This is a genomic window from Phenylobacterium sp. (genome assembly GCF_030693805.1).
Classification (GTDB): Bacteria; Pseudomonadota; Alphaproteobacteria; order Caulobacterales; family Caulobacteraceae; genus Phenylobacterium.
In genome coordinates, this window is sequence record NZ_JAUXZW010000149.1 from 1 (window position 1) to 13415 (window position 13415).

A 13415-nucleotide genomic window follows, 5' to 3' on the forward strand; every position below is an offset into this window, starting at 1 on the left:
AGGCTGCGCCGGGGCGCCGCCCGGCGGCGGCTCGGAACAGGCCGTTGCGGCCAGCGACAGCCCGGCGACGCCGGAAAGCAGAGCCAATCGCCAATCCATCATGGACCTCCGGGGCGCGCAGCGCACAATGCCACGCGTGCAACACAAGCCTTCATTGCAGCCGAGGTTCCGGCTTTCGGCGCTCATGGTCACGCTCGCGCTGCTGGCGGCCGCGTGCGGGCCGCGCGCGCCGTCGCCGGCTTCGGAGCCCACGCCGGGCCCAGCGGCTTCCAGTTTCCCGTCCGTCGATTCGCCGCCGTCCACGCCGCCGACGCCGGCCGGCTGCAACGCGCCAGGTCTCGCACAGGCCGCCCTCGCCAATCTGCGGTCGCTGCGCACGCTGAACTGGTCGCCGTTCGGACGGCCGGAAACAGGGTGGGAGACCTATGCCCCCAGGGTCGCGCGCGAGCTGGGCCAGACCTGCCCGCCGCACAGCACCGCGTTCGCGCGTGCGCTGGCCACTTGGCAGGCGAGGCACGGCGTCAGCCCCAGCGGCGAGATGACCGCGGCGACCTTCGATCGCATGAAGGTCTCATGGCAGATGCAGCGGCCGTTCGTGCGCCTCAGCGCCAGCCGCATCTGCCCAGCGCCGCCGCCGGAGACGACCCTGGCGCAGGCCTCGCCCCGCGAAAGCTACGGCGGCAAGCGCCTTCTGGCGCGCCCGCGCGCTCTGGCCGCCTATCGACGGATGGTCGCCGCGGCCCGCGCCGAGGAGCCGACGATCGCCGCCGATCCCCGCAACCTGACCATCTTCTCGGCCTATCGCAGCCCGGACTACGACGCCGCGCGCTGCGCGCGCGACGGCAACTGCGATGGGGTGGCGCGCGCGACCTGCTCGCCGCACCGCACGGGGCTGGCCTTCGACCTGTACGTCGGCCAGGCGCCCGGCTTCGGCCCTGACTCCACCGCTGAACCCAACCGACTGCGCCAGTCGCAGACCCCGACCTACCGCTGGCTGGTCGCCCACGCCGAGCGCTTCGGTTTCGTGAACTACCCGTTCGAGCCCTGGCATTGGGAGTGGGTTGGCGAAGCGCCGTGATTGGCGCCGCGCGCCGCGCGCTCTAGCCTGCGCTCATGCCCAGCTTCAAATCCGACGGCGTCGAGCTCGCCTACGACGACATCGCTCCGCCCGGCCATCGCGACACGGTCTTGCTGATCCACGGTTTCGCGTCGAACCGTTACGAAGGCTGGCGAAGGACGGGCTGGTACAGCGCCTTCGAACGGCGCGGCTCGCGCGTGATCGCCCTCGACATGCGCGGTCATGGCGAGAGCGGCAAACCCCACGACGCCCAGGCCTATGGCCGTGCACGGCTGGCCGCCGACGTGATCGGGCTGATCGATCATCTGGGCGTCCAGGGCTGCACCTTGCTCGGCTATTCGATGGGCGCGCACGTGGCGCTGAACGTGGCGCTGGAGGCGCCGGACCGGCTGGGCAAGCTGATCTGCGGCGGAATTGGCGGGCGGCTGCTGGAGCCTGAAAGCCCCTCGCCTCTGGCCGAAGCCTTGCCCGCCGCCATGCTCGCCGAGGACCCCGAGACGATCGAGGACCCCATGGCCCGCAGCTTCCGTCATTTCGCCGACGAGCAGGGTGAGGATCTGAAGGCGCTCGCGGCGTTCCTGGCGGCCCGCGCGGCGCCTTTCGAGGCTGCGGATCTCGCTGGCGTCAGGTCCCCAGCGCTGGTGTTCGCCGGCGCGCGCGACGAACTCGCAGGCGATCCCCAAGCCCTCGCTTCCGCGCTGTTTGATGCACGCGCGGTGGTTGTGCCGGGGTGCGACCATTTCTCCGCCATCCCCCATGCGCTCACAAAAGGGGCCGTGTTCGACTTCCAGGACGGACTGCTGGACGAGCCGGAGCCCGACGCCTGGCGCTAGGCGCTCTGAAGCGCCCGCGGTTCGAAACCCTGGGCGATCAATCCGATCTGACGGTCCATGACGCCGCTCAGCGTCTCGGCGTCGGCGCCCTCCCAGGCGACCAAGCGGTAAGTCCATGCATAGGCCGCCATCAGCAGGTCGACGATCTGAGCCATGTCGGCGCGCGGATCGACGTCGCCGCGCCCAACGCCGTCGGCGAGGCAATCGCTGATGATCTCACGAAGCCTCGGGGCGCGGCCGTAGGGTCGCGCGTCGCCGTTCGCCGTCCAATCGTACGCCGCAGCGATATGGGCGAGGAAGAGCCGGTTGCGCGACGCCTCGAAGCCGCAGTGGATGGCGAATATCGAGCGCAGACGGTCGCAGGTGGAGCCGCGGAGCCTGGGCGTCATGCGGTCCAATTCGGAGTAGAGGGCGCCCAGCCGGTCCTCCATCACCTGACCGAGCACGTCGCCCTTCGAACGGAAGGTGGTGAACACCGAGCCGACGGACACGCCGGCGCGCCGCGCGATCTCACGCACGGTGGTCGCCTCGTAGCCACGCGAGTCGAACAGATCTCGCGCCGCCGCCACCACTCGCTGACGCGTCGCTTTCCTTCTGCAGGCCCCTGGTGCTCACGCCGCCTCCTACCTGGATCGGGAGAACGTCGTTAAGCCAAATGCTGCACCTGCACAGGCAACTTTAGGTTGTTGCGACAGTACGCCGCGCGCCGAGGTATAAGCGGCTCAGCCGCGGCGGGCGCCGGACAGAAGGATGCGGATCTGGTCGCGCATTCGCGCGCTGAGGGCGTCGAGGCTCCATCCGTTGAACACCGCCTGGCCGAAGTTGGCCAGATAGGCGTCGTACAACATCTGACTGCGCAGCCGGACCTCGGATTCCTGCGACAATTCTCCGCGACCCACCGCGAGCGACATCTGCTCGCCGATCAGCTCCAGGATATTGTTCATGCAGGGCAGGTCGCGGAGCGCCAAGCCGTCCTGCGCCGACCACGACACCGCAAACGCCGCGCGCGCCAACGGCATCTGCGGCTTGTAGTAGGCGTAGCCGGCGGCGAACATCTTCAGCAGGGCGTCCTCGATCCCGCGCCCTCGCTCGGCCGCCCCGCGCATTGCGACGGTCAGCTCCATCACGTCCTCGACGGTGATCGCCTGGAACAGGTCGGACTTGTCGGCGAAGTTGGCGAACACCGCGCCTGTCGACATGCCCGCGGCGTTGGCGATGTCGCGGATGGTGGCGCCTTCGTAGCCCTTCTCGCGGAACAGGCCGCGCGCGGCGATCATGACCTTGGACCGGGTCTGCTGCTTGGCCATCGCTCGCCGCGTGAGCGGCTTCGCTGTGGCTTGGTCGCAGCTCACCTTGTCTGGAACGGTGTTCATCGCTGGGCTCCAGACTCAATTTGCTGAACGTACTCGACGAGATTCTCGCAACTGTGAGAAGAGCCTCCCCGATCGTTGCGATCCATTGAAAAAACAGACAGTGGCCTGCGCGAGGCGATAAGCCCCCATAGCGAAGGCGACGTGGTCGGACGCATCTCAGTTAAATTCCCTGTTCGACAGATCGACGCGGCGAAGCTGTTCGATGATCATGTTCGACACACGGCAGGTGCGCCGTCGTGCTGGTATGGCGTGTCAGCGGAAGGTCGGCGTTTATCCGACGCGGACGCTGCAATGTCGTGCGAGAGAGGGTGCAAACCTTTGAAGTGTGGCCGTTTTGCGGCTCGTGAGCGCAGTTTGATCATCCTGATCGCTCGCGGAGAACTAGACCCCGAGGATGTTGAATGGGTGGCGCCGGTGAGGCGTTGATCCTAGATTGAGCCCATGCGCGACGCCTTCGACTTTCTCATACCGGCGGCCCTGACCGCGGTGACCGTCGTCCTCGGCGTCGGGATTTATGCGCTCTATCGCGGCGGCGACTTCGGACGATCCTACTCCAACAAGCTGATGCGCCTGCGGGTGGTGATGCAGGCGGTCGCCATCGCCGTGCTGATGGCCGCCGTCTGGTGGCGCTCGCGATCCTGATCCGATGGTGACGCTGAACCGCATCTATACCCGCACCGGTGACGACGGGACGACGCGCCTGGCCAGCGGCCAACCGGTCAGCAAGGCGGGTCTGCGGGTCGAGGCCTACGGCGCCGTCGACGAGACCAACGCCTGCGTAGGTCTGGTCAGACTCTACACCGGAGACGACGGCGAGCTCGACGCCATGCTGGGCCGTATCCAGAACGAGCTGTTCGACCTGGGCGCGGACTTCGCCACGCCGGCCAAGCCCGGCGAGACCGAGGGGTCGGCTCTGCGGATCGTCCCCAGCCAGATCGCGAGGCTGGAACAAGAGATCGACCGCTTGAACGACGCCCTGCCGGCGCTGACTTCGTTCATCCTTCCGGGCGGGACGCCGGCGTCGAGTGCGCTGCACCTGGCGCGGACGGTGTGCCGGCGCGCCGAACGCGCAGCCGTTCGCCTGCGGTACGACGCCGCCGAACCGGTCAGCGACGACGCCATCCGCTATCTGAACCGGCTGTCGGACTTCCTGTTCGTGGCCTCGCGCCACGCCAACGGCCGCGGAACCTCGGAAGTGCTCTGGCGCTCCGGCGCGACGCGCTGAGCGGCTTACGGCTTGGTCGCCGCCGCCTTGGCGGTTTCAGGATTGGTCGCAGCAGCAGGCGCAGGTTTCGGCGGCTCGCCCGCGACACGGCCCGTGATGTCGGAGATCAGCACCGGGTGGGCGCACACGCGGCCATCGGGGTCCCACCAGTCGCCCTTGGCCTCGCACGCCTGGCGCGGCAGCACCCAGCCGACGTGGTAGGCGACGCTCAAGGCGCTGGCGACGGCGAAGACCACCAGGAAGACAATTTTCAATCGGTTGATTGTTCGATTCATATGGTGTTCCGGTACTCGTCTAACGCAGGCGGATAGCAGGGCGCTCAGTCGGAAATACGGCGCGGGAAGGGGTTGGCGGAGGCTTGCAATGCACGCCGGAATCGCTATGCCCGCTGCGATTCATTTTTCTCCCCAATCATTTTTAGAGGCGCTTGAAAAGTCATGAAGCTGCTGGTCCCGGTCAAACGGGTGATTGACTACAACGTCAAGGCGAGGGTGAAAGCCGACCAGAGCGGTGTCGACCTCGCCAATGTGAAGATGTCGATGAACCCGTTCTGCGAGATCGCCGTGGAAGAGGCGATCCGCCAGAAGGAAAAGGGCGCGGCCACCGAGGTCGTGGTGGTCTCGATCGGGCCGGCCCAAGCCCAGGAAACCCTGCGCACGGCGCTGGCGATGGGCGCGGACCGCGCGCTGCTGGTGCAGACCGATCAGGACCTGGAGCCGCTGGCGGTGGCCAAGGTGCTGCAGGCGGTGATCGCCGAGGAGGGCCCGGAACTGGTGCTGATGGGCAAGCAGGCGATCGACGGCGACAACAACGCTACCGGCCAGATGCTGTCGACCCTGCTGAGCTGGCCGCAGGCGACCTTCGCCTTCAAGCTGGAGATCGAAGGCGGCAAGGCCAAGGTGACCCGTGAGGTCGACGGCGGCCTTCAGACGCTGGAAGTGACGCTGCCGGCGGTGGTGACCGCCGACCTGCGGCTGAACGAACCGCGCTACGCAAGCCTGCCGAACATCATGAAGGCCAAGAAGAAGACGTTGGACGTGCGCGAGCTCGCCTCCTACGGCGTCGACACCACGCCCCGGCTCAAGGTGCTGAAGGTGAGCGAGCCTGCGGGCCGCAAGGGCGGGATCAAGGTCGAGACCGCGGCGGATCTGGTGGACAAGCTGAAGACTGAAGCGGGGGTTCTCTAATGGCTGTTCTGGTGATCGCCGATCACGATAACGCTCTGGTGCGCGAGACGACGCACAAGACGGTGACCGCGGCGCTGAAGATCTCCCCCGACGTCGACATCCTGGTGGCCGGTCAGGGCGCCAAGGGCGCGGCCGATCAAGCAGCGAAGATCAGCGGCGTTCGCAAGGTGCTGCTGGCCGAGAGCGACGCGCTGGGCCAGGGCATCGCCGAGGCCTTCGAGGCCTTGGTGACGCCGCTGATGGCCAACTATGACGCGGTGCTGACGCCGGCCACCTCTCAGGGCAAGAACCTGTCGCCGCGGATCGCGGCGAAGCTGGACGTGTCGCAGATCAGCGACGTGATCGAAGTCGTGGACGCCAAGACGTTCGTGCGCCCGATCTACGCCGGCAATGCGCTGGAAACGGTGCAGTCGGCGGACGCCAAGCAGGTCCTGACGGTGCGCCCGACGGTGTTCCAGCCAGCGGGCGAAGGCGGCTCGGCGACGGTGGAAAGCATCGACGCGGGCCCGGGCGCGGCCAAGACCGAGTTCGTCAGCCAGGAGTTGGTGAAGTCCGAGCGTCCAGAACTGTCGGGGGCCAAGATCGTGGTCTCGGGCGGTCGCGCCATGGGCTCTGCCGAGGAGTTCCAGCGGGTCATCGAACCGTTGGCCGACAAGCTCGGGGCCGCGATCGGCGCCAGCCGCGCCGCGGTCGACGCCGGCTACGCGCCGGGCGACTCCCAGGTCGGCCAGACCGGCAAGGTCGTGGCGCCGGAACTGTACGTGGCGATCGGCATCTCGGGCGCCATCCAACACCTCGCCGGCATGAAGGACTCAAAGGTCATCGTGGCGATCAACAAGGACGGCGATGCACCGATCTTCCAGGTCGCCGACTATGGCCTGGTCGCCGACTACAAGAGCGCCATCCCCGAACTGATGGACGCCCTGGCGAAGATCGGAAAATAGTCCGCACACGCTCGGCGTCGCCGGAACGGATAAGGGGCGGTCCTGCATGGGTCGCCCCTTTTTTCGTGCGCCGTGCGCGGCGCCTGGCAAATAACCGCCCCGCTTTACGCTGCGGCGCAGCAAAAGCCTTGGCGAGGCGTGACTTGAGCATGCTAGAAACCGCGCCACGGCGTACGGCGGACCTGTCGGCGGCGGTTCACGCGAGGCTTACGGCACATGGTTGACATCAAGTCGGTCGGCGTCATCGGCGCGGGGCAGATGGGCGGCGGCATCGCCCAGGTCTGCGCCCTTGGCGGCTATGAGGTGCTGCTGCACGACGTCAGCCGCGAAAAGATCGAGGCGGGCATCAACAACATCCAGGCCAACATGGCCCGGTTGGTCAGCCGCGGGACGATCGAGGCCAGCGCCATGGAAGCCGCGGTCGGCCGGATCCGCGCGGCGGACGAACTGCAGGCGGTCGGCGCCGCCGATCTGGCCATAGAGGCGGCCACGGAAAACGAAGAGGTCAAGAAGAACATCTTCCGCGCGTTGGGCCCGCACCTGTCGGACCGCACCCTGCTCGCCTCAAACACCTCGTCGATCTCGATCACTCGCCTGGCCTCGGTGACCGACCGACCGGAACGCTTCATCGGCCTGCACTTCATGAACCCCGTGCCGCGCATGAAGCTGGTGGAGATCATCCGCGGCATCGCCACCGACGCCGGCACCTACGAGACCGCCGTGACTTTCGCCCGCTCGCTGGGCAAGACCACCGCCAACGCCGAGGATTTCCCGGCCTTCATCGTCAACCGCATCCTGGTGCCGATGATCAACGAGGCGATCTACACCCTGTACGAAGGTGTCGGCACGGTCGACGCGATCGACACCGCCCTAAAGCTCGGCGCCAACCACCCGATGGGACCGCTGGAGCTGGGCGACTTCATCGGCCTCGACACCGTCCTGTCGATCATGAATGTGCTGTACGAGGGTCTGGCGGACTCTAAATACCGCCCCTGTCCGCTGCTGACCAAGTACGTGGAGGCCGGCTGGCTGGGCAAGAAGGTCGGCCGCGGATTCTATGACTATCGCGGGGAAGTCCCTGTCCCCACGCGCTAGCGGGCGCGGCGTTTTAGCCTGCCTGCGGTTGCGGCGGTTAATCCATTCGACTTCAGGGCGGGCTGCGACTGATACTCGTCCCTGATTCGGACCGATGGGACCATGCGACGCCTGACGCTCGCGCTGCTTTGCGGCGCCTACCTGTGCCTCTCGCTGATCGTGGCGCTGTCCCTGTGGCGGAACGGCGGCGGATGGGGCGCCGGCGTGGCCGGACTGGTGGCGGGCCTGGGGCTCTGCTTCGCCATCCACGGCATGGTCGAACGCGCCCTGCAGAGCGGCGGCGAACGCCGCGATTTCGCCGCCCTGCGTGAAGCCCAAAACCTGATGATGGCGCAGATCGAGCGCATCGACGCGCGGGTCACCGAGGTCGTCGAAAGCGTCACCGGCGACGCCCAGCGCCGATCCGAAGCGCTGGAGGACGAGGTCCATATGCTGGAGGACCTGGTCCAGCGGATCGGCGAGCGGCTGGAGGAACGGCTGACCTCCGGGCCGATCGCCCAGGGCCGCGGCCCTCATCACCATCATCAGTCGGGCGCGCTGCTGGAGACCGTGCGCGCGGCGCTGACCGAGAACCGCGTCGACCTCTACCTGCAGCCGGTGGTCAACCTGCCTCAGCGGCGCACAGTGTTCTACGAGAGCTTCTCGCGGCTGCGCGACGAGACCGGCCGCGTGTTGATGCCGGCCGAGTACCTGGCGGTCGCCGAGCCCGAGGGCCTCGTGGCCTCGATCGACAACCTGCTGCTGTTCCGCTGCGTGCAGATCGTGCGCCGGCTGGCCAAGCAGGAGCGGCGCATTGGCATCTTCTGCAACATCTCCACCGCCAGCCTCGCCGACGAGAGCTTCTTCCCGCAGTTCCTGGAGATGCTGTCGGCCAACCGCGACCTGGCCGGCGCGCTGATCTTCGAACTCGGCCAGGGCGCGTTCGACGCCCGCGGCGCGGTCGAGGCGCGCAACATGGGCAAGCTGGCCGAACTGGGCTTCCGCTTCTCGCTGGACAAGGTGGTCGACCTCGACCTCGACCTGCAGGATCTGTCGCGCTCGGACGTGAAGTTCATCAAGATCAACGCCCAGCTGATGCTGGACGAACTGGTCGAGATCGACGGACGCATGGTGCTGCGTTCCCTGCCGGACCTGGCGGCGGAGGACTTCGCCTCGCTGACTCGCCGCTACGGCGTGGAAGTGATCGCCGAGAAGGTCGAGGCCGAACGCCAGGTCGTCGACGTGCTTGAACTGGATGTCGCCTACGGCCAGGGCCACCTGTTCGGCGAGCCCCGGCCGATCCGCGACGCGGTGCTGGCCGAGACCGACCCGCCGGCCGCCTTCCTGCGCGACAGTCTGCGCCGGCGGGCTTCGGGCCGCCTCTGAGACGCCGGCGCCCTGGCGTTTGCATTGACGTTCAGCAGGGCTGCAGCTACCGCCCGCCCATGACCCAGCCTGTCGCCGGACTGTCCCGGCTCGCCGACCGCTACGACGTCCTCCTGTGCGATATCTGGGGCGTGATCCACGACGGCCGCGTGAGCTATCCCGACGCCTGCGCGGCGCTGACGCGATGGAACGCTGAAGTCGGCCCCGTCGTGCTGATTTCCAATTCGCCTAGGCCCGGGGCCGACGTGCTGCCGCAACTGGACGGGCTGAAGGTGCCCCGCGACGCCTTCGCCGCCCTGGTCACCTCAGGCGACGCAACCCGTGTGCTGCTCGCTGAGCGCGCGCCCGGCCCCGCCTGGGCGATCGGCCCCGACCGCGACGCCATCCTCTACGAAGGCCTGGGCCTGGAGTTCGCCACGCCCGAGGCCGCCGCCTTCATCGCGTGCACAGGACCCTATGACGACGAGGTCGAGACGCCGGAGGACTACCGCGTGCGCCTCGAGGCAGCCGCCGACCGCGGCCTGACGATGATCTGCGCCAACCCCGACATCGTCGTGCAGCGCGGGCCGAAGATGATCTACTGCGGCGGCGCGCTGGCCCAGCTCTACGAGGCCGTGGGCGGCGCTGTGCAGATGGCCGGCAAGCCGCACCCTCCGATCTACGACCTGGCGCTCGCGCAAGCCGCCCTACGCCTGAGCGGCTCGCTGAACCGTGAGCGCGTGCTGTGCATCGGCGACGGCGTTCCCACCGACGTGCGCGGCGCCAACGCCCAGGGCCTGGACGTGATGTTCGTCGCCGCCGGCATCCATGGTGCGGAGACGTTGAGCGGCGAAGGCCTGAACGCCGCCGGGGTCGACGCACTGCTTGGCGAGGAAGGCGTCCACGCCGCCTACGCCATGCCGCGGCTGGTCTGGTGAGCGACGTCACTGACGGGCTTCGCAGGCGCACGCCCGTTCGATATGGCTAGATCATCTGAGGGGCTGGGCGAGGCGCGCGTGCAGGGACTGTTCTACGAGGATCTGAGCCTCGGCCAGACGGCCGATATCACCCGGGTGGTCACCCTGGGCGACATCACCGCCTTCGCCGCCGTGTCGGGCGACGTCAATCCGGTGCACCTGGACGAAGCCTATGCGCGCACCACCGCGTTCGGCGGCCGCCTCGCCCATGGCATCCTCTCCGCGGCGTTCATCTCTGCGGTGCTGGGCGTGAAGCTGCCCGGACCCGGATCGATCTACCTTTCGCAGAACCTGCGTTTTCGCCGGCCGGTGAAGATCGGCGACACGGTGACGGCGCGGGTCACGGTCACCGAGCTCAACGATCACCGCGGGCACGCCACGCTCTCCACCGTCTGCCTTGTCGACGGCAAGACCGCGCTGGACGGCGAAGCTGTGCTGATGGTCCCGCGTCGTAAGGCGCCATGAACGGCGTTCGCGTGATCCGGCGCTGGCGCGACCTGCCCGCCGCGGACCGCGGCGCGGCGGTGGCGTTCGGCAACTTCGACGGCGTGCACCGCGGCCACCAGCAGGTGATCAACGACGCCAAACGAGCGGCCGAGACGCTCGGCGCGCCGCTGGGCGTGATCAGCTTCGATCCGCACCCGCGCCGCATCTACCAGCCGGACGCTCCCAGCTTCCGGTTGATGAAGGCCGAGCAGCAGGCCCGCGTGCTGGCCGAGATGGGCGTCGAGCGCCTCTATCTGCTGCCGTTCGACGTACAGATCGGCGACATGACCGACCGGGAGTTCGCCACCAAGGTGCTGTCCGCGGGACTCGGCGTGCGCCACGTGGCGGTCGGCTTCGACATCACCTTCGGAAAGGGCCGAACCGGAAGCCCCGAGCTGATGGCCGAATACGGCGCGGAGCTGGGTTTCTCGGTTTCGGCCGCTGAGGCGGTCGGCGACGACGGCGAAAAATACTCGTCCACCGCCGTGCGCGCGGCGCTGCGCGAGGGTCGCACGGACATCGCCGCCGACATCCTGGGACGCCCGTTCGCCATCCAGGGCGAGGTCCAGCGCGGCCGCCAGTTGGGCCGCAAGTTCGGCTACCCGACCGCCAACGTGGCGCTGGACGACTATGTGCGCCCGCGCTTCGGCGTCTACGCTACGCGCACCCGGCTGCCTGACGGGCGCTGGCAGGCCGGCGTCGCCAATCTCGGCGTCAACCCCACCGTCGGCGAAGTTGCGCCGGTGCTGGAGACCTGGCTGTTCGACTTCGACGAGGATCTCTACGGCCAGATCCTCGAGACCCAGTTGATCGCCTTCCTGCGTCCGGAGGAGAAGTTCGCCGACGTCGAGATCATGAACCGCCAGGTGATGGCCGACGCCGCCCGCGCGCGCGAAATCCTCAAGGTCGGTTAGGCCGACGCACCCCCGCGTTTGAATGCGCGGCCGGGCTCTGCTACGACCGCTGCATGACTTCGGCTCGAACGGCTCTGCGAATTACCCGCCCGGCGTGACGCCGCCGGACGCTTCGATCCAGCGCGCGCCGGGTATATCCCGCCCCAACACCGCCCATTCGAGCCAGCTGGAAAGTCCCATGGCCGACGACGCCGAAAAGCCCTCGCGCGACTATCGCGAAACCGTCTTCCTCCCCGACACGCCCTTCCCCATGCGCGCGGGCCTGCCGCAGAAGGAGCCGGAGATCCTCGCCCGCTGGGGTGAGACCGCGCTCTACCAGGCGCTGCGCAAGGCCCGTCAGGCGGCCGGCGCGCCGCTCTATGTGCTGCATGACGGCCCGCCCTACGCCAATGGGGCGATCCACATCGGGCATGCACTGAACAAGATCCTCAAGGATTTCATCGTCCGCTCGCGCTTCGCCCTGGGCGACGACGTGGACTACGTGCCCGGCTGGGACTGCCACGGCCTGCCGATCGAATGGAAGATCGAGGAGCAGTACCGCGCCAAGGGTCAGCGCAAGGACGATGTGCCGGTGGCGGAATTCCGCGCCGAGTGCCGCGCCTACGCCGCCCACTGGATCGACCAGCAGGGCGCGGAGTTCCGCCGCCTGGGCGTGCTGGGCGACTGGTCCCATCCCTATGCGACCATGGACTATGCGAGCGAGGCCGCGATCGTCGCGGAGTTCCACAAGTTCATCACCACCGGCCAGCTCTATCGCGGGTCGAAGCCGGTGATGTGGAGCCCGGTGGAGCGTACCGCGCTGGCCGACGCCGAGGTCGAGTACCACGACCATGTCTCGCCGACGATCTGGGTCAAGTTCCCGGTGCTGCAGGGATCGGACGCGGCCGTCGGCGCCAGCGTGGTGATCTGGACCACGACGCCGTGGACCATCCCCGCCAATCGCGCCATCGCCTATAACGAAGCAGTCGACTACGCGGTGTTCCAGGTCGAAGCCATGGAGACCGATCTCGCGTTCGAACCCTGGGCCAAGCCCGGCGACCGCCTGATCGTCGCCGAAAGTCTGGCCGAGGGCGTGTTCAAGGCCGCCAAGATCGCCCGCTGGCGCAAGGTCGAGGCTGTCGATTGCCAGGGCATGGTCTGCGAGCACCCGTTGGCCGCGCTGGATACCCACTACGCGTTCCAGGTGCCGTTGCTGGCCGGCGACCACGTGACCGAGGAGACCGGCACCGGCTTCGTCCACACCGCGCCCGGCCATGGGGCCGACGACTACATGGTCTGGCTCGCTCACGGTCATCGCGAGATCCCCGAGACCGTCGATGCGGACGGCGCCTACTTCCCGCACGTGCCGCTGTTCGCGGGTCTGAAGGTGCTGGAGACCGAGGGCAAGAAGGTCGGCAAGTTCGGCCCCGCCAACGACGCGGTGATGACCAAGCTGATCGAGGCCGGCGGCCTGCTGGCGCGCGGCCGGCTGGAACACTCCTACCCGCACTCATGGCGCTCCAAGGCGCCGGTGATCTTCCGCAACACGCCGCAGTGGTTCATCCGCCTGGACGAGCCGCTGGCCGACGGGCGGACGCTGCGCGAGACCGCACTGGAATCGGTGGAGGCCACCGCCTTCCACCCCACCAGCGGCCAGAACCGCATCCGCACCATGGTCGAGAGCCGCCCGGACTGGCTGATCAGCCGCCAGCGGGCCTGGGGCTCGCCGCTGGCGATGTTCGTCGACAAGGAGACCGGTCACCCGCTGCACGACGCGGCCGTCAACGCGCGCATCGTCGAGATCATCGCGGCCGAAGGCGCCGACGCCTGGTTTGTGCGGCCCTCCGCCGACTTCCTGGGCGCGCACGATCCGGCCCGCTACGAGAAGGTCGAGGACATCCTCGACGTCTGGTTCGACTCCGGCTCGACGCACGCGTTCGTCCTGGAAGGCCGCGCCGACTCCAAGTGGCCGGCCGACCT

15 protein-coding genes are annotated in these 13415 nt (G+C 68.0%); 12 read left to right on the forward strand and 3 right to left on the reverse strand.

What is annotated here, in order from left to right; translation table 11 throughout:
* Positions 1-184: 184 nt before the first annotated feature.
* The gene (locus tag Q8M88_RS06475) at positions 185-1078 is read left to right on the forward strand and encodes a D-alanyl-D-alanine carboxypeptidase family protein (RefSeq protein ID WP_305595565.1); all 894 of its coding nucleotides are present in this window, start codon (positions 185-187) and stop codon (positions 1076-1078) included.
* Positions 1079-1113: 35 nt separating this feature from the next.
* On the forward strand, positions 1114-1911 hold the full coding sequence (locus Q8M88_RS06480; protein ID WP_305595567.1) for an alpha/beta fold hydrolase: 798 nt from the start codon (positions 1114-1116) through the stop codon (positions 1909-1911).
* Here Q8M88_RS06480 and Q8M88_RS06485 read toward each other — a convergent pair.
* The gene (locus Q8M88_RS06485) at positions 1908-2480 is read right to left on the reverse strand and encodes a TetR/AcrR family transcriptional regulator (RefSeq protein ID WP_371132641.1); all 573 of its coding nucleotides are present in this window, start codon (positions 2478-2480) and stop codon (positions 1908-1910) included. The genes Q8M88_RS06480 and Q8M88_RS06485 overlap by 4 nt on opposite strands.
* 153 nt (positions 2481-2633) lie before the next feature.
* Positions 2634-3284, reverse strand: coding sequence for a TetR/AcrR family transcriptional regulator (locus Q8M88_RS06490; RefSeq protein ID WP_305595571.1), 651 nt, complete (start codon positions 3282-3284; stop codon positions 2634-2636).
* A gap of 441 nt (positions 3285-3725) precedes the next feature.
* Between Q8M88_RS06490 and Q8M88_RS06495 the strand changes: the two genes are divergently transcribed.
* Positions 3726-3926, forward strand: coding sequence for a twin transmembrane helix small protein (locus Q8M88_RS06495; RefSeq protein ID WP_305595573.1), 201 nt, complete (start codon positions 3726-3728; stop codon positions 3924-3926).
* A 4-nt stretch (positions 3927-3930) separates the two neighbouring features.
* On the forward strand, positions 3931-4509 hold the full coding sequence (locus Q8M88_RS06500) for a cob(I)yrinic acid a,c-diamide adenosyltransferase (RefSeq protein WP_305595575.1): 579 nt from the start codon (positions 3931-3933) through the stop codon (positions 4507-4509).
* A 5-nt stretch (positions 4510-4514) separates the two neighbouring features.
* Here Q8M88_RS06500 and Q8M88_RS06505 read toward each other — a convergent pair whose 3' ends face one another.
* Positions 4515-4763 (reverse strand): hypothetical protein, encoded by a 249-nt coding sequence (locus tag Q8M88_RS06505; protein WP_305595577.1) that lies wholly within the window; start codon positions 4761-4763, stop codon positions 4515-4517.
* Between the two features lie 183 nt (positions 4764-4946).
* Here Q8M88_RS06505 and Q8M88_RS06510 point away from each other — a divergent pair, with 183 nt between their 5' ends.
* The 8 genes from Q8M88_RS06510 to Q8M88_RS06545 all read left to right on the forward strand — a co-directional run.
* Positions 4947-5696, forward strand: a complete 750-nt coding sequence (locus Q8M88_RS06510; protein WP_305595579.1) for an electron transfer flavoprotein subunit beta/FixA family protein — start codon at positions 4947-4949, stop codon at positions 5694-5696.
* Positions 5696-6640: an electron transfer flavoprotein subunit alpha/FixB family protein gene (locus Q8M88_RS06515; protein WP_305595581.1), complete on the forward strand. Its 945-nt coding sequence runs from the start codon at positions 5696-5698 to the stop codon at positions 6638-6640. The genes Q8M88_RS06510 and Q8M88_RS06515 overlap by 1 nt, the downstream gene beginning before the upstream one ends.
* Before the next feature lie 216 nt (positions 6641-6856).
* Entirely contained in the window at positions 6857-7735 is an 879-nt protein-coding gene (locus Q8M88_RS06520) for a 3-hydroxybutyryl-CoA dehydrogenase (protein WP_305595583.1), read from the forward strand.
* 102 nt (positions 7736-7837) lie between these two features.
* On the forward strand, positions 7838-9100 hold the full coding sequence (locus Q8M88_RS06525) for an EAL domain-containing protein (RefSeq protein WP_305595585.1): 1263 nt from the start codon (positions 7838-7840) through the stop codon (positions 9098-9100).
* A 59-nt stretch (positions 9101-9159) separates the two neighbouring features.
* A complete protein-coding gene (locus Q8M88_RS06530; RefSeq protein ID WP_305595587.1) occupies positions 9160-10017 on the forward strand; it encodes a TIGR01459 family HAD-type hydrolase in 858 nt (285 codons plus the stop codon).
* A gap of 42 nt (positions 10018-10059) precedes the next feature.
* Positions 10060-10521: a MaoC family dehydratase gene (locus Q8M88_RS06535; RefSeq protein WP_305595589.1), complete on the forward strand. Its 462-nt coding sequence runs from the start codon at positions 10060-10062 to the stop codon at positions 10519-10521.
* Positions 10518-11456, forward strand: coding sequence for a bifunctional riboflavin kinase/FAD synthetase (locus tag Q8M88_RS06540; RefSeq protein ID WP_305595591.1), 939 nt, complete (start codon positions 10518-10520; stop codon positions 11454-11456). The genes Q8M88_RS06535 and Q8M88_RS06540 overlap by 4 nt, the downstream gene beginning before the upstream one ends.
* A gap of 178 nt (positions 11457-11634) precedes the next feature.
* Positions 11635-13415 (forward strand): isoleucine--tRNA ligase (locus Q8M88_RS06545; protein ID WP_305595593.1); only part of this gene is annotated, 1781 nt, incomplete at its 3' end.